The organism is Pseudomonas sp. KH_040, from assembly GCF_057839305.1.
In genome coordinates, this window is sequence record NZ_CM174487.1 from 1,807,882 (window position 1) to 1,833,233 (window position 25,352).

General features: G+C 59.5%; 20 protein-coding genes. All 20 read left to right on the top strand.

Annotation, left to right across the window (positions count from 1 at the left end; translation table 11 throughout):
• The first annotated feature begins 28 nt into the window (after positions 1–28).
• Positions 29–3,049: a beta strand repeat-containing protein gene (locus tag AC3IUF_RS08105; RefSeq protein ID WP_489280852.1), complete on the top strand. Its 3,021-nt coding sequence runs from the start codon at positions 29–31 to the stop codon at positions 3,047–3,049.
• A gap of 270 nt (positions 3,050–3,319) precedes the next feature.
• Positions 3,320–5,308 carry a calcium-binding protein gene (locus AC3IUF_RS08110; protein WP_489280853.1) on the top strand — a complete coding sequence of 663 codons (1,989 nt, stop codon included), beginning with the start codon at positions 3,320–3,322 and terminating at the stop codon, positions 5,306–5,308.
• A 783-nt stretch (positions 5,309–6,091) separates the two neighbouring features.
• Positions 6,092–6,865, top strand: a complete 774-nt coding sequence (gene rfbF, locus AC3IUF_RS08115; protein WP_414893332.1) for a glucose-1-phosphate cytidylyltransferase — start codon at positions 6,092–6,094, stop codon at positions 6,863–6,865.
• Positions 6,847–7,929: a CDP-glucose 4,6-dehydratase gene (gene rfbG / locus AC3IUF_RS08120; protein WP_489280854.1), complete on the top strand. Its 1,083-nt coding sequence runs from the start codon at positions 6,847–6,849 to the stop codon at positions 7,927–7,929. The genes rfbF and rfbG overlap by 19 nt, the downstream gene beginning before the upstream one ends.
• On the top strand, positions 7,926–8,486 hold the full coding sequence (locus tag AC3IUF_RS08125) for a dTDP-4-dehydrorhamnose 3,5-epimerase family protein (protein WP_489280855.1): 561 nt from the start codon (positions 7,926–7,928) through the stop codon (positions 8,484–8,486). The genes rfbG and AC3IUF_RS08125 overlap by 4 nt, the downstream gene beginning before the upstream one ends.
• Positions 8,483–9,709, top strand: a complete 1,227-nt coding sequence (locus AC3IUF_RS08130; protein WP_489280856.1) for a methyltransferase domain-containing protein — start codon at positions 8,483–8,485, stop codon at positions 9,707–9,709. The genes AC3IUF_RS08125 and AC3IUF_RS08130 overlap by 4 nt, the downstream gene beginning before the upstream one ends.
• Entirely contained in the window at positions 9,706–10,557 is an 852-nt protein-coding gene (locus AC3IUF_RS08135) for an NAD-dependent epimerase/dehydratase family protein (RefSeq protein WP_007920084.1), read from the top strand. Before AC3IUF_RS08130 ends, AC3IUF_RS08135 begins: the two co-directional genes overlap by 4 nt.
• Positions 10,554–11,624, top strand: a complete 1,071-nt coding sequence (locus tag AC3IUF_RS08140) for a class I SAM-dependent methyltransferase (RefSeq protein ID WP_007920082.1) — start codon at positions 10,554–10,556, stop codon at positions 11,622–11,624. The genes AC3IUF_RS08135 and AC3IUF_RS08140 overlap by 4 nt, the downstream gene beginning before the upstream one ends.
• A 17-nt stretch (positions 11,625–11,641) precedes the next feature.
• Positions 11,642–12,379, top strand: a complete 738-nt coding sequence (locus tag AC3IUF_RS08145; protein ID WP_007920080.1) for a cephalosporin hydroxylase family protein — start codon at positions 11,642–11,644, stop codon at positions 12,377–12,379.
• A gap of 54 nt (positions 12,380–12,433) precedes the next feature.
• Positions 12,434–15,349 (top strand): glycosyltransferase family 2 protein, encoded by a 2,916-nt coding sequence (locus AC3IUF_RS08150; RefSeq protein ID WP_489280857.1) that lies wholly within the window; start codon positions 12,434–12,436, stop codon positions 15,347–15,349.
• A gap of 23 nt (positions 15,350–15,372) precedes the next feature.
• Positions 15,373–16,374: a UDP-N-acetylglucosamine 4,6-dehydratase (inverting) gene (gene pseB, locus AC3IUF_RS08155; RefSeq protein WP_007920072.1), complete on the top strand. Its 1,002-nt coding sequence runs from the start codon at positions 15,373–15,375 to the stop codon at positions 16,372–16,374.
• A complete protein-coding gene (gene pseC, locus AC3IUF_RS08160) occupies positions 16,371–17,528 on the top strand; it encodes a UDP-4-amino-4,6-dideoxy-N-acetyl-beta-L-altrosamine transaminase (RefSeq protein ID WP_489280858.1) in 1,158 nt (385 codons plus the stop codon). The genes pseB and pseC overlap by 4 nt, the downstream gene beginning before the upstream one ends.
• 31 nt (positions 17,529–17,559) lie before the next feature.
• On the top strand, positions 17,560–18,180 hold the full coding sequence (locus tag AC3IUF_RS08165; protein WP_007920069.1) for a pseudaminic acid biosynthesis-associated methylase: 621 nt from the start codon (positions 17,560–17,562) through the stop codon (positions 18,178–18,180).
• On the top strand, positions 18,177–18,872 hold the full coding sequence (pseF, locus tag AC3IUF_RS08170; RefSeq protein ID WP_123376260.1) for a pseudaminic acid cytidylyltransferase: 696 nt from the start codon (positions 18,177–18,179) through the stop codon (positions 18,870–18,872). Before AC3IUF_RS08165 ends, pseF begins: the two co-directional genes overlap by 4 nt.
• A complete protein-coding gene (pseG, locus tag AC3IUF_RS08175) occupies positions 18,869–20,374 on the top strand; it encodes a UDP-2,4-diacetamido-2,4,6-trideoxy-beta-L-altropyranose hydrolase (protein WP_007920066.1) in 1,506 nt (501 codons plus the stop codon). Before pseF ends, pseG begins: the two co-directional genes overlap by 4 nt.
• Positions 20,367–21,419, top strand: coding sequence for a pseudaminic acid synthase (gene pseI / locus AC3IUF_RS08180; RefSeq protein WP_095114155.1), 1,053 nt, complete (start codon positions 20,367–20,369; stop codon positions 21,417–21,419). Before pseG ends, pseI begins: the two co-directional genes overlap by 8 nt.
• A 226-nt stretch (positions 21,420–21,645) precedes the next feature.
• The gene (locus AC3IUF_RS08185) at positions 21,646–22,572 is read left to right on the top strand and encodes a ketoacyl-ACP synthase III (RefSeq protein WP_007920064.1); all 927 of its coding nucleotides are present in this window, start codon (positions 21,646–21,648) and stop codon (positions 22,570–22,572) included.
• 88 nt (positions 22,573–22,660) lie between these two features.
• On the top strand, positions 22,661–23,950 hold the full coding sequence (locus tag AC3IUF_RS08190; RefSeq protein WP_489280859.1) for a motility associated factor glycosyltransferase family protein: 1,290 nt from the start codon (positions 22,661–22,663) through the stop codon (positions 23,948–23,950).
• On the top strand, positions 23,947–24,213 hold the full coding sequence (locus AC3IUF_RS08195; RefSeq protein ID WP_414916124.1) for a hypothetical protein: 267 nt from the start codon (positions 23,947–23,949) through the stop codon (positions 24,211–24,213). The genes AC3IUF_RS08190 and AC3IUF_RS08195 overlap by 4 nt, the downstream gene beginning before the upstream one ends.
• A 242-nt stretch (positions 24,214–24,455) precedes the next feature.
• Entirely contained in the window at positions 24,456–25,307 is an 852-nt protein-coding gene (locus AC3IUF_RS08200; protein ID WP_007920059.1) for a flagellin domain-containing protein, read from the top strand.
• The last annotated feature ends 45 nt before the right edge of the window (positions 25,308–25,352 follow it).

The following is a 25,352-nucleotide window of genomic DNA, read 5'->3' on the forward strand; positions in this document are numbered from 1 at the left end:
CGGTTCACAACAAGGCAAGGAAGAAGTAATGGCGGTTATTAACGGAACTAACGGCGCGGATACGCTGACGGGTACCAGTGGGGATGACGAGATCAACGGTCTGGCCGGTAATGATCTGATTAAGGGCAGTGCCGGTGCGGACAAGATTGATGGCGGTGACGGGACCGCTGACGTGGTGGATTACTCGGCGTCTGCGCAAGCGATCAACGTTGACCTCTCGGGTCTGGCCGGTACGGGGGGCGACGCTCAAGGCGATACCCTGACCAACATCGAGAAGGTTATCGGCACGGCGTTCAACGACACATTAACCGCGCAAAAGGGTGGCGCCACCTTTGAGGGCGGCGCAGGGAATGACGTTTACATCCTCAACAATGGCGGTACGGTGATCGAGCAAGCGGGGGGCGGCGATGATGAAGTGCGCTCCAGTTTTGGTCAGATCTATCTGAGCGCTAACGTCGAACGCCTGACGTATACCAGTACGGGGGATTTCATTGGCTGGGGCAATGCCAGCGATAACATCCTCACAGGTGGCGTTGGTAACGACTTGTTGTATGGCGGTGCGGGTGCCGATCAGTTTATAGGCGGCGCCGGTATCGACACCGCCAGTTATGGTGATAGCACCGTGGGTGTCAGCATCAACCTGAAAACCGGGGTCAATTCCGGGATCGCGGCGGGAGATACTTACGCTGGCATCGAGGTGATCAAAGGGTCGGGCGCGAATGACACGTTCATTGCCGACAGTCGGGTGTTCGCTTTTGATGGCAGTGGCGGAACTGGCGATGTGGTCGATTACTCGACATCGTCCGCAGCGATCAATATTGATCTGGTTTCTGCAGGAACAGGTCGTGCCGGCATCGGTGGCGATGCTCAGGGCGATACGCTGACCGGTATCGAAAAAGTCATCGGTACGGCATTCAACGACACGCTCAGTGTCAATGGCGGTACGTTCACCCTGGAAGGCGGTGCCGGCGATGATGTGTACATCATCAATGGCACTCGCGTCACCACAGTGATCGAGCAGGCGGGTGGCGGCAACGATGAAGTGCGTACCAACTACGATATTCAATCGCTGGCCGCCGACGTCGAACGACTGACCTACACCGGTACAACGGCATTCACCGGTTACGGTAACGCCAGTGACAACATCATCACGGGTGGCATCGGCAACGATATATTGCTCGGCGGTGGCGGTGCAGACCAGTTCATCGGCGGTGCGGGCATGGACACCGTTGATTACACCGACAGTCCGGTGGGCGTGACGCTCAACTTCAAGACTGGAGTGAACTCCGGAATCGGCGCGGGTGATACCTACACGAGCATTGAGGCAATCAAGGGTTCGGGCGCCAATGACACGTTCATTGCCGACAGCCGAGTGTTTGCGTTTGATGGCGGTGGCGGAACCGGTGATGTGGTTGACTACTCGACATCTGCCGAGTCCATCAACGTCGATATCCGCAGCGGGGGAGCGGGTCGTGCCGGCATCGGCGGTGATGCTCAGGACGATACCCTGTTCAATATCGAGAAGGTCATCGGCACGGCGCTCAACGACACATTCAATGTCGACGGTGCCACTGCAACGTTTGAAGGGGGGGGCGGCGATGACGTTTATGTCATCAATGGTGCCGGCGGTACGGTCATCGAACAGGCAGGTGGCGGCTATGACGAAGTGCGCAGCAACTTCGGCCAGATCTACCTGAGCGCCAATGTCGAGTGCCTCACCTACACCGGCTCCGGAGCATTCATTGGCTGGGGGAACGCCAGCGATAACATCATCACTGGCGGATCGGGCAATGATCTGTTTTACGGTGGTGCAGGTGCCGACCTGTTTATCGGCGGCGCGGGTATCGATACCGTCAGTTACAACGACAGTGCGGTGGGCGTCAGCATCGACCTGAAAACAGGGATCAATTCCGGTATTGCTGCTGGAGATACTTACGTCGGTATCGAGGCTTTCAGAGGCACAGCAATCAATGACGTTTTCATCGGCGCCGATACGGCCACCACTTTCGATGGTTTGGGTGGCTTCAATATGGTCAGCTACGAACACTCTGACGGTGCTATCACCATTGATCTGAAAACCGGTATCAATGCCGGCGATGCGGCTGGCGATACCTACGCCTCGATCCAGTTTTTCCAAGGCAGCAGCTTTGACGACACCTTGTCCGGAACGGCTTCTGGCGACAACTTGATCGGCGGTGCGGGCGCCGACCGGATTGACGGGCGCGAAGGGCATGACGTTGCCTGGTACGCCAACAGCACGGCTGGCGTGACGGTTAATCTGCAAACCAACATCAATCAGGGCGGGGATGCGCAAGGAGACGTCCTGCTCAACATCGAACGAGTCATCGGCAGCCAATACAACGACACTTTGACGGGGACTTCAGCCGTTGATTTTCTCGAAGGCTATGCCGGGAGCGACGTTATTTATGGCGGTGACGGGGCAGACTACATCTACGGCGGTCTGGCGTCTTTGATCGGCCCTCTTACCAATCCAGGAGCCGATACCGGTGCGCAGGCTGACACGTTGTATGGCGGAAATGGTAACGACACCCTCCTGACTGCCGCCAATGACACCGGCAGCCGGGCTTACGGCGAGGCGGGCAGTGATGTTATTACAGTGAATTCCGGCATGGCCGATGGCGGTGAGGGCAACGATTTGCTCACAGGAACAGGTCTGGGCTTTGCTCTGTTTGGCGGTGCCGGGGATGATCAACTGGTGCTCAAATCCAGCGGTTTTGCCAATGGTGGTGAAGGTGACGACATTTACACGATCGGCACGCCGGGACTGGTGACGATCCAGGATGACGGTGTAAGTCATGGCGATAAGCTAGTGTTGTCGTACATCAAAAGCTCTGAATTGCAGATCGATCGTGTCGGCGATGATCTTTATCTGCACCGATTGAGTTTCAACGTGGGTGACACTCCACAGGAGGGTGTGCGGCTCAAAGACTGGTTCGCCGGTTCCGATACCATCGAGCAAATCCAGACGGCCAACGGAGAAGTCATCAACCTGCCGGCCAACAGTGACGCGTTTGCCATGTTTGGCTGATCGCTGAATCGAACACCATCGCTCCCGCAACGGGATTGAGGGTGTAGGCAATACTGCTGAGGGCGAACCCGATCTCCGGGTTCGCCCTTTCTTGTCTCTGGAGAAACCTTCTTACACACCCGTCGACACTTTCTCGTGTGCAGGCTCAAGGTTTGGGTTTTTGCAGTCGATACCTCTTTATTCGTTTACTCATCCGGCAGGGATTGCACGCTTGAACGGTCTCTCTCTGCCGACAGAACCGCTTTCAACAACAACGCAAGGAAGACGCAAATGTCAGTAGTGAATGGAACGAGTGAAGCGGATGTCCTCTTGGGCACCGACGATAATGACGAACTCTATGGACTGGAGTCGGATGATGTACTGATCGGCAGTGCAGGTTCTGATGTGCTGGATGGCGGAGAAGGGTTCGACACGGCGACCTATTACGCGATGTCGTCGGGTGTCAGTGTCGAGTTCGGCAAAGATGCCACGACTGTCGCAGGGGCTGAAGGCAAGGTCGACACCCTCATCGGTGTCGAGAAAGTCTTCGGTACGTTCCACAACGATACGTTTACCAGTTCGGTCGGCGGTGTGACGTTCGAGGGTAGCGTCGGGGATGATCTGTACATCGTCGACAGTGAGGGTGTGGCAATTGTCGAGGAAGACAATGCGGGTTATGACGAACTGCGCACCAGCCTCAACACCCTCAAGATGGACCCGTTCATTGAAAAGCTGACCTTCACCGGCACCGGCGATTTCAAGGCTTACGGCAATGCCAGTGACAACGAAATCATTGGCGGTGCCGGTAACGACTGGCTGTGGGGTGGGGATGGTGCCGATCACTTCGTTGGTGGCGATGGCTACGATACGGTCAGCTATAGCGACAGTCTTGAAGGCGTGAGAGTCGAAGACTTTGCCAACTTTGACGGGCTGACCATTGCCTACGGTGACACCTTCACCGGCATTGAAGCGCTGCAGGGTTCGGGCTTCGATGATGTGATTTATCGTCACAAAGACTTTATGAGCATCGACGGTAGTGACGGCCATGACACCGTGAGTTATCGCTACGCTTTCGATCCGGTCAACATTTTGATCGGCGGCGGTGTCAACGCGGCGGGCGACACGCTGATTAATGTGGAAGAGGTTATTGGTTCCACCGATGCCGACCACTTCACCGTGAACACCAGTGGTGTGGTCGTCGCTGGCGGTGGCGGTGACGATGTCTACACAATCAACAGCACCGGTGTGACCGTCGAGGAAATCGAAGGCTACATGGGGGGGACCGATCGCGTGTACACCAGCCTGTCCGAGTTGAGACTGAGTGCGTTCGTTGAAAACCTGACCTATACCGGCAGCGCTGACTTCGTTGGCTACGGCAATGACGAGAACAACACCATCGTCTCCGGCGCCGGCAATGATGTGCTGTTGGGCGGTGCGGGTGCCGATAACTTTGAGGGTGGCGCTGGTATCGACATCGTCAGCTATGACGACAGTAGCGAAGGCTTGAGCGCTTCGCTGAAATGGGGCGTGCAGAGTGGTATTGCGTTCCACGATGTTTACATCGATATCGAAGGCTTGCGTGGTAGCCAGTTCAATGACGTTCTTGAGGGCGACTGGGGCGATAACATTCTTGAAGGCGGCGCGGGCGACGACCAGATTCAGGGTGGCGATGGCAACGATCACATCTACGGCGGTCTGGCTTCAGGTCTCGACGTTGCGGGGCAGTCCGACAGCTTGTCCGGTGGTGCGGGTGATGATGTCATCGTTGCTGCGCGCGACGATCTGTTCACGTGGGTCAGCGGCGATGAGGGCAATGACATCATTACGCTCGGCCGTGGCCTCGCCCATGGCGGTCAAGGCAATGACGTGATCACCGGCACTGGTAGCCACTACACGTTGACAGGAGACGAAGGCGACGACCTGCTGATCCTCAATCTGGCCGGTCAGTCGACCTCCGGCGGCAGTGCCTATGGCGGTCAGGGCGATGACACCTACGTGGTCAACACCACCGGCCTGGTGACGATCCAGGATGAGGGCTGGGATCTGAACGACACCCTGATCCTCAACACGATCGCCAACGCCAGCCAGTTGAACGTTACCCGCATCGGTGATGACGCTTATCTGCACAGTGCCAATGACGGCAGCACTGGTGTGCCGGACAACGGCGTGAAACTGGCGGGCTGGTACGCCGGGTTCAACAACATCGAGCACATCCAGACCGCCGATGGTCAGGCGTTTGAGCTGCCGGTGAGTGGTGATGGGTTTGCCATGTTTGGGTAGTCGTTTGCATTGTTGATCTGGCTTGTGGAAAGGGATGAATCTTTGGGTTCATCCCTTTTTTTGTCTGGGGCTTGGCGGCCTTTGGGCCGACCATGCTCTTGGGGGTTTGGGTGTGTATCCGTTGCTGCGGGTGTTGCTGATCAGGGTTCCGCCCTTACGGCGGGTCACCTTTTCCAAACGCCGAAAAGGTAACCCAAAAGGCTTGCTCCTACGTGCGGCCCGCTCGCTGGGGCTCGGGGTTCCTTCGCTGCGGGATCGATCCGGGCGCAGCGCCTACGGTTTGCTTCGCTGCACCTCCTCTCGCTGTGTTTGGCTGCGCCAAACGGTCGCTGCGCTCCCACGCCCGGATCAATCCCTGCACTCAGCCTTCCGACGTCGCCCGTGGATCAAGATCAAGAGCAGGCGAGCTGACACTCGGCCTATTGAGTGGTGAGGAGCGCGGGTGTTCGGCTTTTGATTTGCGTTGTTGCTGCCCCTCACCCCAGCCCTCTCCCGAGGGAGAGGGAGCCGATTTTTGGGCTTTTCGAAGCCTGAGTTCGACTCGGTATCGCACGTCGGCGTACCTCGCCCAAACACCACGGTCAGTCCCCTCTCCCTTTGGGAGAGGGTTAGGGTGAGGGGCTTGTGGAGCTGGCGCGTTTCCTGCAAGTCCCCTGTAAATCGCCATAAAACGAGCGCTCGCGGTCACTCCAGCGGCGCACGGATCGGCAAAAGGTTTAGCCAGAAGGCCCGCAAAGCTCAAGAAAGCGGCGCGCAGCCCGGTGTAGAACAAGAGGGGAGACGATGAAGGCAGTTATTTTGGCGGGTGGCCTCGGCACGCGCATCAGTGAAGAGTCGCACCTCAAGCCCAAGCCGATGATCGAGATCGGCGGCAAGCCAATTCTCTGGCACATCATGAAGCAGTATTCCGCCCACGGGATTCATGACTTCGTGATCTGCCTCGGCTACAAGGGCTATGCGATCAAGGACTTCTTCGCCAACTACTTCCTGCACACCTCCGACGTCACCTTCAACATGCGCGAGAACCGCATGGATGTGCACCAGAATTACAGCGAGCCGTGGAGCGTCACGCTCATTGACACCGGTGAGGAAACCATGACCGGTGGCCGGCTGCTGCGGGCCGGCCGTTATCTGCAGGATGAAGAGGCGTTCTGCTTCACCTATGGCGACGGCGTTTCCGATATCAACATCGCTCAGCTTGTGGATTACCACCAAGCTCACGGTCGTCTGGCGACCGTCACCGCTGTGCAACCGCCGGGTCGTTACGGCGCGCTTGAGCGTCAAGGCGATCAAGTGCTGGGCTTTACCGAAAAACCTCGTGGTGACGGTGGCTGGATCAACGGTGGCTTCTTCGTGCTCTCGCCAAAAGTGCTGCCGTACATCGCCGATGACGCTACCACTTGGGAAGCCGAGCCGCTGGCGCGTCTGGCGGCCGACGAACAGTTGAAAGCCTTTGAGCACGAAGGCTTCTGGCACCCGATGGACACCCTGCGCGACAAGAACCACCTCGAAGCGCTGTGGCTGAGCGGGGAGGCCCCATGGAAGCAATGGGCCTGAGTGCGGATTTCTGGCGCGGCAAACGCGTTCTCGTCACCGGACATACCGGTTTCAAAGGCAGTTGGCTGACCCTGTGGCTGCAAAGTCTCGGCGCGCAAGTCAGCGGTTTCTCCCTTGATCCTTCGACCGAGCCGAGCCTGTTTGAACTGGCGCGCGTGCACGAAGGCATCAACGATCAGCGTGGTGATTTGCGTGATCTCGGCGCCTTGCTGGAAATCATCGCCGACACCGAGCCGGAGATCGTGCTGCACTTGGCCGCGCAGCCGTTGGTGCGCGAAGGTTATCGCGATCCACTCGGGACCTATTCCAGCAACGTCATGGGCACGCTGAATCTGCTCGAAGCGATTCGTCAGGTCGGTTGCGTGCGTGCCTGCGTGCTGGTCACCACCGACAAGGTCTACGCCAACAAGGAATGGCTGTGGCCGTACCGCGAAGACGAAGCCCTCGGTGGCCACGATCCTTACAGCAGCAGCAAGGCTTGCTGTGAATTGCTCGCACAGTCTTATGCCGCGTCGTTTTTCCCGGCGGACAAATACGCCGAACACGGTCTGGCCCTGGCCACGGCGCGTGCCGGCAACGTCTTGGGCGGCGGTGACTTCGCTCCTGAGCGACTGATTCCCGACGTGCTCAAAGCGTGGACCGCCGACGAACCGGTGACCCTGCGCTATCCGCAAGCCGTACGCCCGTGGCAGCACGCGCTGGAGCCGCTGGCCGGTTACCTGCAACTGGCCGCCGGCCTCTACGAACAAGGCCCGGAATACGCCGGGGCGTGGAACTTTGGCCCGGGCGAAGCGGACATGTGCAGCGTCGGCGAAGTGGTTGAATTGCTTGCCAGCCGCTGGCCGCAGGCGCGCGGTTTGCGCATCGAGAAAAGCGAACTGCACGAGGCCGGCCTGCTGCGTCTGGACAGCAGCCGCGCCCGCCAGGTACTCGGCTGGCAGCCGCGCTGGACCTTGCAGCAGTGCCTGACGCAGACCCTCGACTGGCACCTGGCGTGGCAGAACAGCGATGACATGCGCAGCGTCACCCTCGGCCAATTGAACCTGTACCGAGGCGCGCTGTGAGCGAGTTTTCCCTGAAGGCGTTGCCGCTGGCCGGGTTGTTCAGCGTTCAGCACAAACGTTTCGAAGACCAGCGCGGGCACTTCGCTCGGCTGTTTTGCGAAGGCAGCCTGAGTGCGTTCGGCGCTGAGTTCTATATCCGTCAGATCAACCATTCCTGCACCCGTGAAAAGGGCAGTGTGCGCGGTCTGCATTATCAGAATGCCAATGCGCCGGAAGCCAAATTGATCACCTGTCTGCGCGGTGAAGTGTGGGACGTTGCGGTGGATCTGCGTCCTGACTCCGAAACGTTTCTGCACTGGCACGCCGAGCACCTCAAGGCTGGCGATGGCCGCAGCCTGTTGATCCCGGCCGGTTTCGCCCATGGTTTCCAGACCCTCACCGAGGACGCCGAACTGCTTTACCTGCACAGCGTCGATTACGCGCCGGAGCACGAGGGCGGTCTGTCGGTGAACGATCCGCGGCTGGCGATTGCCTGGCCGTTGCCTGTCAATAATTTGTCAGCGCGTGATTCCAGCCATCCCGCGCTCGATCAACACTTTGCTGGAGTGCGTCTATGAACTGCCGTGGGTGCGCCGCACCGCTGAGCCTGCCGCTGATCGACCTCGGCACCTCGCCGCCGTCCAACGCCTATGTGCACGCCGATCGCCTGGAACAGGCCGAGCAGTGGGTGCCGCTGAAGGTCGCCGTGTGCCAGCAATGCTGGCTGGTGCAGACCGAGGATTACACCAGCGCCGATAGCCTGTTCGACGCCGAGTACGCTTACTTCAGTTCGTTCTCTAGCACCTGGCTGGCCCATGCCGAACGCTATGTCGCCGAGATGGTCGAGCGCTTCGGCCTGACCGCCGATAGCCGTGTGGTGGAAGTCGCCGCCAACGATGGTTACCTGTTGCAATACGTGGCGGGCCGGGGCATTCCGTGCCTCGGTGTTGAACCAACGCGCAGCACCGCGCAAGCGGCTCGGGAAAAAGGCCTGGAAATTCGTGAACTGTTCTTCGGTCGTGAGACTGCTGCGCAGTTGCAAGCCGAAGGCTGGGGCGCCGATCTGATGGCGGCCAACAACGTGCTCGCGCATGTGCCGGACATCAATGATTTCCTCGGCGGTTTCGCGACGCTACTCAAGCCGACCGGTGTGGCCACTTTCGAATTCCCGCAACTGCTGACACTGATGGCCGGCGCGCAGTTCGACACGCTGTATCACGAACACTATTCCTACTTGTCGCTGACCGCCGTGCAAGCGCTGTGCGAGCGCAATAGCCTGGAAGTCTTCGACGTCAGCCAACTGCCGACGCACGGTGGTTCGCTGCGCGTGTTCGTGCAGCGCAAGGACGGCCAGCGCCGCGCGGTTCAACCTGCGGTGCAACAACAGTTGCAAGCCGAACTGGATGCCGGGGTGAAAACCGCCGAGTACTACGCGACCCTCGCGCCCGCCGCTGAACGCATCAAGCATGAACTGCTGCGCTTTCTGCTGCAGGCCAAGGCCGACGGCAAACGTGTGGTCGGTTACGGCGCGGCGGCCAAGGGCAACACCTTGCTCAACTACGCCGGGGTCAAACCGGACCTGCTCGCCTGGGTGGCTGATGCCAACCCGCACAAGCAGGGTAAATTCCTGCCGGGTAGCCGCATTCCGATTGTGGCGCCGGCGCAGATTGATCTCGAAAAACCGGATTACGTGCTGGTGCTGCCGTGGAACCTGCTGCACGAAGTCAGTCAGCAACTGGCGCAAGTGCGTCGGTGGGACGGCCGCTTCGTGATCGCCGTGCCTGAGTTGAAAGTGCTGTGAAGGTTCTGGTCACCGGAGCCACAGGCTTTGTCGGCCGGCATCTGGTTGCCGCATTGCTGGCGCGTGGTTGTGAAATCCGCGCCGTGGCGCGCAACCCAGAAACGGCGCAAGGCATGCCGTGGATCAACGACGTCGAGTTCATCGCAGCGGATATTCACGCCGCCGATCTCGATATCCACGCGTTGACCGCGGGTATCGATGCACTGGCGCATCTGGCCTGGCCGGGCTTGCCGAACTACCGGGCGCTGTTCCATTTCGAACACAACCTGATGGCCGATTACCGCTTTATCAAAAGCGCGGTCGAGGCGGGCGTGCAGCAGGTGCTGGTCACCGGCACCTGTTTTGAATACGGCATGCAGAGCGGGCCACTCAGCGAAAACACCGAGCCAAAGCCGAGCAATCCTTACGGTCTGGCCAAACACACACTGCACCTGTTTCTGCAAAACCTGCAGCAGGAGTTGCCGTTCACTTTGCAGTGGGCGCGCCTGTTCTATCTGCATGGCGAAGGGCAAAACCCCAACAGTCTGTTGGCCGCGCTGGACCGGGCGATCGATGCCGGTGAGGCGTCGTTCAACATGTCCGCCGGTGAGCAGTTGCGCGATTTTCTGCCGATTGAACGCGCTGCCGGCTACCTCGCCGCGATCCTGCAAAAAACCGACTTCAACGGCGTGATCAATTGCGCCAGCGGCCAACCGGTGTCCGTGCGCGCGTTGGTCGAACAACGCCTGCGCGAACGCGACGTGTCGCTGCATCTGAACCTCGGCCACTACCCATACCCAACCCACGAACCGCTGGCGTTCTGGGCGGTGACCGAGCGTTTGCAACAGTTACTGGGAGAGCCGCAATGAGGCACGAGTTGTATCGGGTTACTGACCTACCGGTGCTGCAGAACCGCACCTTTGCCGATCCCGCGTCGGCGCAGGCCTCGGCCAGTGCCGACATGCTGTTGGTGCAGGACGAGCGCAGCGGTCTGATCTTCAACGCCGCGTTCGACGCTGACAAACTCAGCTACGACGCCGATTATCAGAACGAGCAGGCGCATTCCGGCCAGTTCCAGAAGCATTTGAGTGACGTCGAAGGCATCATCGCCAAGCACTTCAAGGGTCAGGAACTGATCGAAGTCGGCTGCGGCAAAGGCTATTTCCTTGAGCTGCTCAAGGGCCTCGGTTATTCGATCACCGGCATCGACCCGGCGTACGAAGGCGAAAACGCCGACGTGATCAAGGCGCCGTTCACCCGTGGTCTCGGGCTGGCGGCAGACGCCATCGTCCTGCGCCATGTGCTGGAGCATATTCAGGATCCGCTGAGCTTTCTCGCCGAAATCGCCAACGCCAATCAGGGCGGGCAGATCTACATCGAAGTGCCGTGCTTCGACTGGATTCTTGAGCACAAAGCCTGGTTCGACCTGTTCTACGAACACGTCAATTATTTCCGCCTCGATGACCTGCGCCGGCTGTTTGGCACGGTGCACGAGGCCGGTCACCTGTTCGGTGGCCAATACCTGTACATCGTCGCCGACCTGTCGACCTTGCGCCTGACTCCGGATCAACCGGTGCCGCGCCTGAGCCTGCCTGACGGTTTCACCGCCAGCCTCGATCGCGCCGTGCAGATCATTCAGTCCGCCCCCGAGCAGGGTTCGGCGATCTGGGGCGCTTCGTCCAAAGGCGTGATCTATTCGCTGTTCCTGCAACGTGCCGGTGTCGCGGTGGACCGTGTGGTGGATATCAACCCGGCCAAGCAGGGGCGTTATCTGCCGTTGAGCGGCGCGCGGGTGTCCTCGCCGCAAGAGGCGATGGACGCGTTGCCCGAAGGCGCCAACCTGTTTGTGATGAATTCCAATTACCTCGAAGAGATCAAGCGGATGACCGGTGGACGCTACGTCTATCACGCCGTCGACAGCGCTTCGTTTCAGTGACCCTTGAGATTATTAAAATGACCGACAACAGCATCAACCAAGCCTTCGAAGCCGAGTGCCGGGAACAGATTGCCCTGCAGGGTGACGACCAGAAACTCACCGGCCTGGCCCGCGATTTCTTCAACGAATCGGCCAAGCACAAGTACAGCTACCACTTCTCGTGGATGGGTCGTCCGATCATCCAGCTGCCACAAGACATGATGGCCATGCAGGAGATCATCTGGCAGGTCAAACCGGATCTGGTCATCGAGTGCGGCATCGCCCACGGCGGTTCGATCATCTACTACGCCTCGTTGCTGGAGCTGCAAGGCCACGGCGAAGTGCTGGGCATCGACCTCGACATTCGCCCGCACAACCGCGAAGCGATCGAAAGCCACCCGATGGCCAAGCGCATCAAGATGATCGAAGGTTCGAGCATCGACGCCGGCATTGCCGCCCAGGTGCAGGCTGCGGCCAAAGGCAAGAAAGTCATTCTGGTACTCGACTCCAACCACACCCACGATCACGTACTGGAAGAGCTGCGTCTGTACGCACCGCTGGTGTCGGTCGACAGCTACTGCGTGGTCATGGACACCGTGGTTGAAGACATGCCGGCCGATTTCTTCCCGGATCGTCCGTGGGGCCCGGGCGACAACCCGAAAACCGCGGTGTGGAAATACCTCGAAGAGAACCAGGATTTCGAGATCGACCAGCAGTTGCAGAACAAGCTGTTGATCACCGTGGCGCCGGACGGCTATCTGCGTCGCGTCCGTTAATTCGCAACATCACCAAGCGTTGTTTCGGCGAGTCGCCGGTTGTGGAGAGAAGTTATGCAAGGCAAGTACAGTTCTGAACTGGCGCTACCGCTCAACGAGCTATTGACGGTGGTGCTGATTACTCACAATCGTCCGGCGTTCCTGCGCCGGGCGGTGAAGTATTACAGCAGCTTGCCCTGCAGAATCATGGTGCTCGATTCGACCCTCGAACGACCTGAAGGCGACTTCTGCGCCGTCGATTACCACCATGTCCCGCAGTTCGCCTACTGGGGCATGCAGGCCAAACTGGCCTATGGTGTCGAGCATCTGACCACGCCATACATGGTGCTGGCGGCCGACGACGACTTCATCCTGCACGATTCACTGGCAGAGTCCGTCGGCTTCCTGCATGCCAACCCTGACTACGGCATGTGCCACGGCTATTGCCTGATGTACCTGTCACTGGCTCATGGCGTGAACTACTACCGCCGCGACAAGAAAGTCCAGGAAGACTATGCGTCCGAGCGCGCGCAGGATCGTGTCCTCGATTACATGAGCCAGTACATCCCGCCGTTCTACGCGGTAACCCGTACTGACCTGATGAAAAACTGGCATTCGGCGTTGCCGCCGGGGACCAATTTCCAGTGGCAGGAAATCGGACATGTCTACTACCTGCTGGCCAGTGCCAAGGCCCGCATCCTGCCGATTCCTTATGTGGTGCGCGAGATCAACTACGGCGTCTCCGAGCACAATACCGACGTGTATCACTCGCTGACCTACGTCGATGCCAAGTCGGTCGCCGAACGAGAGGCTTTTGCCGAGTTCCTCGTCTCGCTGCCTACCGCTATCGAAGGGCTGGATATCGCGCAGGCCAAGGCCTTTGCCCTGGAAAGTTTCGAGGCGATGGCCGACAGCCTGAAGTCCGGGCGTGCGCTGACTGCCGAGCTGATTTTCGAATCGACCTGGAACCAGGCGTTGAAGGCGCCAGATCGTCGTTTTGGCCCGCTGCAGTATGTCGAAATGCCGTTTTACAACCAGGCATTCTTCGATCGTCTGGAGCAGTTCGAATTCATGTTGCACGCGCTGCCGGCCGGTCGCATGCAACTGGAAGGGCTGGAAGGCGTGTGGGCCCGTCAGGCGCACCTGTTGCAGGCGCGCAATAACGACACGCCGGAAAGTGTGGTTGACCGGTTGTGGCAGGCCCATGATCTCAACGCCTTCAACCAGACTGTGGTCAAACGTCTGGCGGCGCAACTGGACGTTGTCGGTGACGAGAGCGCCGCGCAAGCCATGCACGAGTGGATTGCCCGTCTCGAAACGCTGACGGTCGACGATCATCAGCCGGTCTTCGGCAAAATGAAGTCCGGCCGCCTGTTGCAGTGGCTGGTGGCTCGCGCGCCGGCGAACGAACAGCTTGAGTCGATTGGCCGGCATCTGGCGACTGAAGGCGGCGGCCCGCAGTTCGGTATTTTCCTGCTCGACCTGGATAACGACATCGACAAGTTGCAGGTGTCGCTCGACAGCCTGCTCGAAGGTCACTGCAAAGCGTTCAGGATTGTCGTGTTCACCACCGGCGAAGCACCGGCCGCGACTACTGCACAAAACACGCTGCACTTTGTTCGAGTCTCCCAAAGCAACTTTGTCGACAAGCTCAACCAGGCCGCTCAGCAGTCGCCAAGCGATTGGTTGCTGCTGGGTGAGGCGGGTGATCAGTTCACCGCCAGCGGCCTGTTGCGCGCCAGTCTGGAATTGATGTCCGCCGAGGGGGTGCGTGCCGTCGCCACCGACGAGGTCCAGCGCAAGGACAATGGCGCGTTGGTTGACGTGTTCCGCCCCGGTTTCAATCTGGATCTGCTGCAAAGCGTGCCGTCACTGATGGCGCGTCATTGGTTGATCCGTCGTGAAGTCTTGCTCGAAGCCGGCGGTTATCAGGCTGACTTCAGTAAGGCGCTGGAATTTGACCTGTTGCTGCGCATCATTGAGCAGGGTGGCCTTGACGGCCTGGCGCACCTCGACGAGCCGCTGCTGATCACTCGGGCGGCGGAGCTTGAAGAAAATGCCCATGAACGCCAGGCGTTGCTGCGTCATCTAGGTAATCGCGGCTACAAGGCCAAGGTCACATCGACGGTGCCGGGTACCTGGCAGATCGATTACCGTCACACCGAACAGCCAATGGTTTCGATCATTGTGCCGGTCATCGACGATCTTGCGGTGCTGCGTCGCTGCCTGGAAGGCGTGTTGCTCAGAACCCGTTACAGTCGTTATGAAGTGTTGCTGGCGGCAAACGCCAATCAATCGGCAGCGGTCAACGACTGGCTTGGCACGCTGCGCCACGCCAAGGTCAATGTGCTGCGTGCCGATCAGCCGCTGAGCGAAGTCGCACTGTACAACGCCGCCAGCGAGCAGGCTCAGGGTGAGTATCTGGTGCTGTTGGCCGCAGACAGTGAAGTCGTCAACCCGAACTGGATCGATTCGCTGCTCAACCACGCCCAGCGTCCGGAAGTGGGTATCGTCGGTGCCAAACTGGTCGATCGCGACGGCAAGATTGCTCAGGCCGGTCTGATTCTCGGCCTGAACGATGGCGTGGGTTCGCCCTTCATCGGCGAAAAACACGCGGCAGACGGCTATATGCATCGTTTGACTGTCGAGCAGAATTACTCGGCCGTGTCGAAGGTCTGTCTGATGGCGCGCAAAGAGCTGTTCAACGCCCTTGGCGGACTGGATGAAGTGACGTTCGCCGAGGGTTATGCCGATGTCGACCTGTGCCTCAAGGCCGGTCAGGCCGGTTACCTCACCGTGTGGACGCCGTTGGTGCAGGTGCTGCATACCGGTGAGCTGCCGCAGGCGCCGCAAGCACTGGCGACACTGCGTGAAAAATGGAGCGGCGTCTTCGCGCAGGATCCGGCTTACAACGCCAACCTGGCCCTGACCGGCAAAGGTTTCACTCTGGGTGAAAATGCCTCGATCAATTGGGCACAGTTGCTCGCCTAAGCGTGCCGGACAGGAATCAACCTATGTTCAACGGTAAATCGATTTTCATCTCTGGCGGCACCGGTTCGTTCGGGCGCAAATTCATCGCCCGACTGCTCGAGCAATATCAGCCCAAGCGCGTGGTGGTGTTCTCCCGCGACGAGCTGAAGCAGTACGAAATGCAGCAGACGTTCAACGCGCCGTGCATGCGTTACTTCATTGGTGATGTGCGTGACGCCGATCGTCTGCGTCAGGCCATGCGCGGCATCGACTATGTGGTGCATGCCGCGGCGTTGAAGCAAGTGCCGGCGGCGGAATACAACCCGACCGAATGCATCCGCACCAACGTCAATGGCGCGGAGAACATCATCGCCGCCGCCATCGATAACGGCGTGAAAAAAGTTGTCGCGCTGTCCACCGACAAGGCGGCCAGCCCGATCAATCTGTACGGCGCGACCAAGTTGCTCTCGGACAAATTGTTCGTCGCCGCCAACAATATTGCCGGTGAGCAGGAAACCCGTTTTGCCGTAGTGCGCTACGGCAACGTGGCCGGCTCGCGCGGTTCGGTGGTGCCGTTCTTCAGCAAGCTGATCGCCGACGGTGCTCAGGAGTTGCCGATCACCGACGAGCGCATGACGCGGTTCTGGATCACCCTCGACCACGGCGTGCAGTTCGTCCTCGACAGCTTTGCGCGGATGCACGGCGGCGAAGTGTTCGTGCCGAAGATCCCGTCGATCCGCATCGTCGATCTGGCGCGCGGTATGGCTGAACATTTGCCGCACAAGAACGTCGGCATTCGACCCGGTGAAAAGCTCCATGAGTTGATGGTGCCGCTGGACGATGCGCGGATGACCCTTGAGTTCGAAGATCACTACACCATCCAGCCGTCGATTCGTTTCACCAGTGTCGATGTCGATTTCGCCGTCGACAGACTCGGTGAGCAGGGGCGTGTCGTCAGCGAAGATTTCGAGTATCGCTCCGACACCAACCCGCATTTTCTTTCGGTCGGCCAGATCGCCGATCTGCACGCGAAGCTCTCGGTATGATTCCCTACGGTCGGCAGAGCCTCGATCAGGCAGACATCGATGCGGTCGTCGAGGTGCTGCAATCGGACTGGCTGACCCAAGGGCCGAGCATCGAGCGTTTCGAGCAGGCAATGGCCGAGCGTTGCCAGGCTGACTTCGCCGTCGCGGTGTGCAACGCCACGGCGGCGCTGCACATTGCCTGTCTGGCCGCAGGCCTGGGGCCGGGTGATCGGTTGTGGACGACGCCGAACACCTTTCTCGCCTCGGCCAATTGCGGACGCTATTGCGGCGCCGAAGTCGATTTCGTCGACATCGATCCGCTGACCTGGAACCTTGATGCCTTCGCCCTCGCAGCGAAGCTCGATCAGGCCGAACAGGACGGCACATTGCCGAAAGTGCTGGTAGCCGTAGCGTTCTCGGGGCAGAGCTGCGACATGCGCAAGATTGCCGAACTGGCCGAGCGCTACAACTTCACCGTGATTGAAGATGCCTCGCACGCCGTCGGCGCCAGTTACGCCGGACGTCCGGTCGGTTGCGGTGAGTTCGCGGCGATGACCGTGTTCAGTTTTCACCCGGTAAAAATCATCACCAGCGCCGAGGGTGGCATGGTGTTGACCAACCGCCCGGAGCTGGCCGAGCGCCTGCAACGCCTGCGCAGCCACGGCATGACCCGTGATCCGCAGCAAATGACCGAATCCAGTCATGGGCCGTGGTACTACCAACAGGTCGAGCTGGGTTTCAATTACCGCATCACCGATTTGCAGGCGGCGTTGGGCCTGTCGCAACTGGGCAAGCTGGACGATTTCATCGCCCGGCGTCGGGCGCTGGCGGCGCGTTACGATCATCTGCTGGCGTACTTGCCGGTGACGCTGCCCAGCCCTCAGCCCGAGGCGCAATCGGCGTGGCATCTGTATGTGATTCGTTTGCAGAGCGATCGCATCGGCCTCAGCCACCGTCAGATGTTCGAAGGCTTGCGTGCCGCCGGGATCGGCGTAAACCTGCACTATATTCCTGTGCATTTGCAGCCCTACTACCGTGATCTGGGTTTTGCCGAGGGCGATTTTCCCGAGGCCGAACGCTATTACGCCGAGGCCATCAGCTTGCCGCTGTACCCGTTGCTGAGTGATCAGCAGCAGGATTATGTAGTCGAACAATTGCGTCGACTGACCGAATGAATGCCGCCGTGGCGGTGGGTGAGACTGAGTCATGCGTGATCTGAGCGAGCAGGAAAAATTCTGGCAGGGTGAGTTCGGCAACCAGTACGTCGAGCGCAATGTCGGCCAACCGCTGGTGGCGACGAATCTGGCGTTGTTTGCCAAAGCCCTGAGCCGTGCCGCAGGCATCGAGAGCCTGGTCGAACTGGGCACTAACGCCGGCAACAATTTGCAGGCGTTGCATCAACTGCTGCCGCGTTGCGAGCTGTTCGGCGTCGAGATCAATGACAGCGCCTGTGCTCAGGCACGGGCGTTGGACATTGCACAGATCTGGCATGGCTCGCTGTTCGATTTCCCGCGCGAGCGCCGCTACGACCTGACCCTGAGTAAAGGCGTGCTGATTCACTTGGCCCCGGAGCTGTTGCCGACCGCTTATGCGCAGTTGTACGCGTTGAGCCAGCGCTACATCCTGATTGCCGAGTATTACAATCCGGCACCGGTGGAAGTGTCCTATCGTGGCAACAGCGGCAAGCTGTTCAAGCGCGATTTTGCCGGTGAGATGCTCGATCGCTATGCCGATCTGCACCTTCTCGATTATGGTTTTGCCTATCACCGCGATCCGCAATTCCCGGCGGACGACATCACTTGGTTCCTGTTGGAAAAACGTCCTTGAGCAACGTTGCAATCATCCCGGCCCGTGGCGGCAGCAAACGCATCCCGCGCAAGAATCTCTTGCCATTCGACGGCGTGCCGATGATTGTCCGCTCGATCCGCACCGCGCTGGATTCAGGGTTGTTTGAGCAGGTGGTGGTCAGCACCGACGATGCCGAAATTGCCGATGTCGCGCGAGCCCATGGCGCGCAGGCGCCATTTTTGCGCCCGGCAGACCTGGCCGATGATTTCACCGGCACGGCGGCAGTGATCGTGCATGCCTTGCAGCAACTGCCAGCCTTCGATTACGCCTGCTGTGTGTACGCCACGGCGCCGCTACTGCAGGCGCGCTATCTGCATCAGGGACTGGAGTTACTGGAACAGCATCCCGACCGGTCCTTTGCGTTTTCCGTGTGCAGTTTCGGTTTTCCGGTGCAGCGTGCGCTGACGCTGGACGGGCAGGGCGCGCTGACCGCTTTGTATCCGGAATTTCGCAATACACGTTCGCAGGATTTGCCCGAAGCGTTTCAGGATGCCGGTCAGTTCTACTGGGGCCGCAGTGAGGCGTGGTTGCGCGGCGAGGTGCTCTATTCGCCAGCCAGCCTGCCGGTGATTCTGCCCCGGCATCTGGTGCAGGACATCGACACCCTTGAAGACTGGAAGCGCGCCGAATACCTATACGCCGCGCTCAAGGCGGGTGGAGAGCTGCAATGAGAGTGCTGATTCGTGCCGACGCCTCGCCAACCATCGGCAGCGGCCACATTGCCCGCTGCCTGACGCTGGCGCGAGTGTTGCGCGGGCAGGGCAGCCACGTCGCGTTTGCCTGCCGGCAATTGCCGGGGCATCGGCTCGATATGCTGAGCGCCGAAGGGTTCGAGACATTTGCGTTGCCGGATCTCTATTGTGATGAAGACCCACAGCAAGCCATCGAATCAATGCTGCCGTGGCAGGCCGACATCGACGCGCTGGATCTTTTGTTGGCCGGCCATGCCGGGTTCGACTGGATCATCGTCGATCATTACGGCCTCGATCATCACTGGCAAACCGCCGCCCGGCGCTGGGCGCAGCGCATAGCGGCAGTCGACGATCTGGCTACCCGGCGCTACAGCGTTGATCTTTTGCTCAATCAGAACTTGTCCGGCCTCAGTGAAAATTACTCACCGCTGTTGCCCGAGGGGTGCCGCACCTTGCTGGGCCCGCGCTACGCCATGCTGCGTGAAGAGTTCAATTGCCCGGCCATCGAGATCAAACCCACGGCTCGCCGGGTACTGGTGAATTTCGGTGGCTTCGATGCGGCCATGCAGACTCATCACGCGATGCTCGCGCTCGCTGATTTCAACCAGTTGCAGGTAGATTTTGTCGCCGGTGCCGAGAACCCGGCGTGGGCGCAGATGCAGGCGTTGGCCGAGACGCGGCCGAACTGGCGCCTGCACAGTTTCGTCAGCGATTTCCATCAGCGCATGACTGAAGCGGATCTGTTTATCGGCGCCGGGGGCGGCACCAGTTGGGAACGGGCGGCGATGGGGCTGCCGACGATCTGTATTGCCGTGTCGAACAATCAGCAGGCCAACGGCGAAGTCATGGCAGCGGCGGGCGCACATGTGTTCATGGGCGCTCGTGAGCAAGTCAGTGTCGAGCAGTTGCGCGACGCCATCGGCTTTGTCACCGGCAATCATTATTTGCGCCAAAGCCTGGCCGAACGCTCGCGACAACTGGTCGACGGGCGTGGTGCCGAGCGTGTCGCGGTGGCACTGGCCGGTGCGGTGCTGAAGGTGCGTGCGGCGACTCTGGATGATGCGCAGTTGCTGTTCGATGGGCGTAATGCCGAAACGGTACGGCGCTGGTCGCTGGACAGCGGCGTGATCGACTGGCCGCAGCACCTGAACTGGCTGACGGCGAGTTTGCGTAATCCACAGCGCCTGCTGCTGATCGCCGAGGCGGATGACGGCGCGGTCGGCGTTGTGCGGTATGACCTGCGCGGGTTTGAAGCCGAAGTTTCTATTTACCTGCTCGAACGGCGGATGGGGCTGGGGTGGGGCAGGGCGCTATTGGCCCGTGGCGAGGCATTTGTTGCCGCGCACTGGCCGCAACTGACGGTCATCACCGCTCGGGTGTTGCCGGACAATCGTCCCTCGTTGAATGTGTTTCGTGACGCCGGGTTCACTCAGAGTGCCTGTGCGTTCACCCGTGTTTTGAAGGATCACCCGCATGACTAGTTTCAAGATCGGCAACCGCTTGATCGGTGCCGACGCGCCACCCTTCATCATCGCCGAGATGAGCGGCAACCATAACCAGTCACTGGACGTCGCCCTGCAAATTGTCGAGGCAGCGGCCAAGGCGGGGGCGCATGCGCTGAAGCTGCAAACCTACACCGCCGAAACCATGACGCTGGATTTGTCTGAGGGGGAATTCTTCATCAAGGATCCGGGCAGTCTGTGGGCGGGTACTTCGCTCTACGATTTGTATGAAAAAGCTCATACACCGTGGGAATGGCATGCGCCGATTTTTGCTCGTGCCAAGGAACTGGGGATGCTCGCGTTCTCGACGCCGTTCGATGACAGCGCAGTCGACTTTCTCGAAAGCCTCGATGTTCCGGCCTACAAGATCGCCAGTTTCGAAAACACCGATTTGCCGTTGATCCGTCGTGTGGCCGCCACCGGCAAGCCGCTGATCATTTCCACTGGCATGGCCAGCATCGCTGAACTCGATGAGGCCGTTCGCGCCGCGCGCGAGGCCGGGTGCAAAGATCTGGTGTTGCTCAAATGCACCAGCACTTATCCAGCGACACCGCTCAACAGCAACGTGCGCACGATTCCGCATCTGCGTGAGTTGTTCGGTTGCGAAGTGGGGCTGTCCGATCACTCGATGGGCGTTGGCGTGTCGGTGGCAGCCGTGGCGCTTGGCGCGACGGTGGTGGAAAAGCACTTCACCCTCGACCGTTCAGCGGGTGGCGTCGATGCCAGTTTCTCGCTGGAACCGGCGGAAATGGCTAGCCTGGTGGTGGAAACCGAGCGCGCCTGGCAAGCCATGGGCCAGGTGCATTACGGCGTTACCGAGGCCGAGCGCAAGTCGCTGGTGTATCGCCGCTCGCTGTATGTCACGGCTGACATGGCCGCCGGTGACACCTTTAGCGGGGACAATCTGCGCGCCATTCGCCCCGGTCTCGGTTTGCCGCCCAAGCACACCGACGCCGTCCTCGGCCGCCGCGCCCGCGCGCCGATCAAGCGCGGCACGCCGCTGGACTGGTCGTTGGTCGAATAACCCGATCTGCACCGATTCGGCAAAATAGCGTGACCTGCGAGTCATAACGCGCATCTTCACTGTATTGTATTGATCGGGGGGATGGCGCCTGGCTCGTTTTCGATTCCAGTGATAGCCCTTTGCGCTCCCCGTGGCTGCCCGTTGTGGCGGCCGTTTTCTGTTTGTCGGCGCCCCTCGAAATCCTTGCGAGCGGTGGTCTTGGGCTGTTTTTTATTGGGAAGCCGTAATGATTGGCATAAAAAGCATTGCGAGCTACGTTCCTGTAGCCGGCGTGGACAATTACGCACAAGGTGCAAAATTCGAGAAGGATGAAGAATTCATCCTTGGCAAGATCGGTTCGGCATTCCTGCCGCGCAAAGACGCTGAACAAGAAACCTCCGACCTGTGCGTGGAAGCGGCCAATGCGCTGTTTGCCAGCAACCCGGATCTGAAACGTGAATCGATCGACGCCTTGATCGTCGTCACCCAGAACGGTGACGAAGAAGGCCTGCCGCACACCGCTGCAATCGTGCAGGACAAACTCGGTCTGCCGACCAACGTGGCAGCGTTCGACATTTCCCTGGGCTGCTCGGGTTATGTCTACGGCATCTACGCGATCAAGGGTTTCATGGAAGCCGCCGGCCTGAAGAACGGCCTGCTGATCACCGCTGATCCGTATTCGAAGATTGTCGATCCGGAAGACCGCAACACCACCATGCTGTTTGGCGATGCCGCCACCGCTACGTGGATGGGCGAAGATCCGACCTGGGCGCTGGGCAAGGCCAAGTTCGGCACCGACGGTTCCGGTGCGCCGCACTTGAAAGTCACCGATGGCGTGTTCTTCATGAACGGTCGTCAGGTCTTCAATTTTGCGCTGCTCAAAGTCCCGGCGCACTTGCACGAGCTGCTGGACGATTCCGGTCTGAAGGCCGACGACATCGATGCCTTCTGCATTCACCAGGGCAGTGCGGCGATTGTCGATGCGGTGGCGCGACGTTTCGAAGGCGAGCCGGAAAAATTCATCAAGGACATGGTCGAGACCGGCAATACCGTGTCGTCGAGCATTCCGTTGCTGCTGGAAAAACACGTTATCGATTCCGATTGGCAGCGTATTGCGCTGAGCGGTTTTGGTGTCGGTCTGTCGTGGGGCTCGGCGATCATCTATCGCCCTTAAGCCAGAGTAAAAACGGCGGATACAAAAATAGCGTTCAAGGTTAACCTTGAACGCTATTTTTTTGCCTGAAGAGGGAGCGCGAGGCGCCATGAGCGAGTTTTTTCAAGCCAATGCCGAGGTGTTGCAACGGCGCTGGCCGGCGCTGTTCGAACGACTGATGACGGAAGACAGTGCGGCCGTCCCTGCTCAACTGGTTGAGGGGCTAGGCTCGACGCTGAGCATCAACGGCATTCAACTCACCAGTCGTCACGATCGCCTTCATGAAGCGCGGATTCAGGCGACCAGTCTGCCCGACAAGGCGCAATTGCACGTCTATGGCACCGGCCTCGGCGATTTGCCCGCTGTGCTGCTTGAGCGTGCCGGACTGCAACGCTTGTACGTGCACATCCTCAATGGCGCGCTGTTTGCGCTGGTGGTGCAACTGCTCGATCAGCGCCAGTGGCTGGACGATCCGCGCGTCGAGTTGTTTTACGCCGCTGATCATCCGGACTTTTTCACGCCGTTTTTTGCCCTGCCTGCCGAGATGCTGCTGGCCGATGATTACAACGCGAAGATTCGCGATCGGCTGGTCAATGAAGTCCATCTGAGTTTCACCAATCGCGAATTCGACGCGCAGTCGCCGTTCATTCAACAGCGCTTGCAGGACTGCCTGCCGGTGCTGCTTGGCGATGACGATGTGGCGCAGTTGTTTGGCACCTGCACCGATCGTGAGATTTACGTGATTGCTACCGGGCCGACTCTGGAAAGGCATTTTGAACGATTGGCAGCACTCCGGACTCAGGCTCAGCGCCCGCTGCTCATCTGTGTCGACACGGCGTATCGGCCGTTGATCGAGCACGGGATTGTCCCGGATCTGGTGGTGACGATTGATCAGCGCATCAGCTTCCGTCATTTGCCGTTCGAGGCGTCCGACGGTATCCCGCTGGTATATTTGCCCATGAGCGATCCCGAAGTTTTGCGGGCCTGGAAGGGCAAGCGCTATGGCGGTTACTCGGCCAGTCCGGTGTACGCCGGGTTGCGTGAACAGTATCCGCGCGCACTGCTGCACGTCGGCGGCAGCGTGATCCATCCGGCGGTCGATCTGGCGGTAAAAATGGGCGCGTCTCGCATCACGCTATTTGGCGCCGATTTCGCCTTCCCGATGAACAAGACTCACGCCGGCTGGAGCGACGGTGATCTGGGGCCGGGGGTTAATCAGGCGCGGCATTGGGTGCGCGACGGGCATGGGCAGCGGGTCAGTACCCAGCTCAACTTCCGTGGTTATCTGTGTGTGCTGGAGCGTTACATCGCTGCGCATCCGCGCGTTGAGTTCTTCAATAGCAGCAGGGCGGGCGCGCTGATCGCCGGGACGCAGTTCAATCAGGAGTTCGTGCAATGACGGCGCTGGAAAAAAGCATCGGTGAATGCCGTCAGTGTGCCGGTCTGTTTCGGCTGGGGCGGGATGTCGAGGCAGCGCTGAGCATGGTCGATGTCTTTGACGGTGCGCAGCAGTTGCTGCTGTCTGCGCCTGCGGATGTCCAGCAGGTGTGGGCGCAGATACTCACGCAAATGCTCGATTGCCAAGAGCGCCAGGACTGGTTGGCACTGGCTGATTATATGGAGTTCGAACTGGTCGACTTGCTGGGAAGTGTTCCGGCCTGAACACGCCGACAGCACTGGCCCGCAGGTTTGCGCGGCAGTCGGTTTTATGACGTCATTTTTTCGCGGTGGATGGGCTGCTAAGTCTTTGTTTTCTCGGGGGTGGCAGGGTGATGGCAAATTTTTTTCAAAAAGCCCTCAAGCAACCTGCAATCCCGACGATAACTATTACGAAGGTTCTCTAGGCCATACCCGGCGGTTGCCAGGGCCGGAAGCCGCAGTACCCAACCAACGAGGAATTCGTCATGGCTTTAACAGTAAACACCAACACCACGTCGTTGAACGTTCAGAAAAACCTGAACCGCGCTTCCGACGCTCTGTCGACTTCGATGCAGCGCCTGTCTTCCGGCCTGAAAATCAACAGCGCTAAAGACGACGCCGCTGGCCTGCAGATCTCGAACCGTATGTCCTCGCAGATCCGTGGTAACACCCAAGCCATCCAGAACGCCAACGACGGTATCTCCGTTGCCCAGACTGCTGAAGGCGCTCTGCAAGCTACTACCGACATCCTGCAGCGTATGCGTGAACTGGCTGTTAAAGCACGTAACGGTACCAACGGCACTGCTGACCAGACCGCTACCAACGCTGAATTCGCTCAGATGTCCGACGAGATCACCCGTATCTCGGCTTCGACCAACCTGAACGGCAAAAACCTGCTGGACGGTTCGGCTGGTACTGTGACCCTGCAAGTAGGCGCAAACACCGGTTCGGCTAACCACATCGACCTGGTACTGAGCTCCAAGTTCGACGCAGTAAGCCTGTCGGTAGGTAGCGGTACTCTGTCCCTGACCGGTGCTACCGTAACTGGCGCTTCGCAGAACATCGACAACGCGATCACCGCGATCGACGCTGCCATCGCTGCCATCGGTGCAACTCGTGCCAGCCTGGGTGCTTCGCAAAACCGTCTGACCAGCACCATCCAGAACTTGCAGAACATCACCGAGAACACCACTGCTGCACAAGGTCGCGTACAAGATACCGACTTCGCCGCAGAGACTGCTAACCTGACCAAGCAGCAAACCCTGCAACAGGCTTCGACCTCTGTTCTGGCTCAAGCCAACCAACTGCCTTCCGCTGTACTGAAGCTGCTTCAGTAATTTCGGATCGAGTTTGGGCGGGGGGGTGCGCTGGTCGCGCTCTCT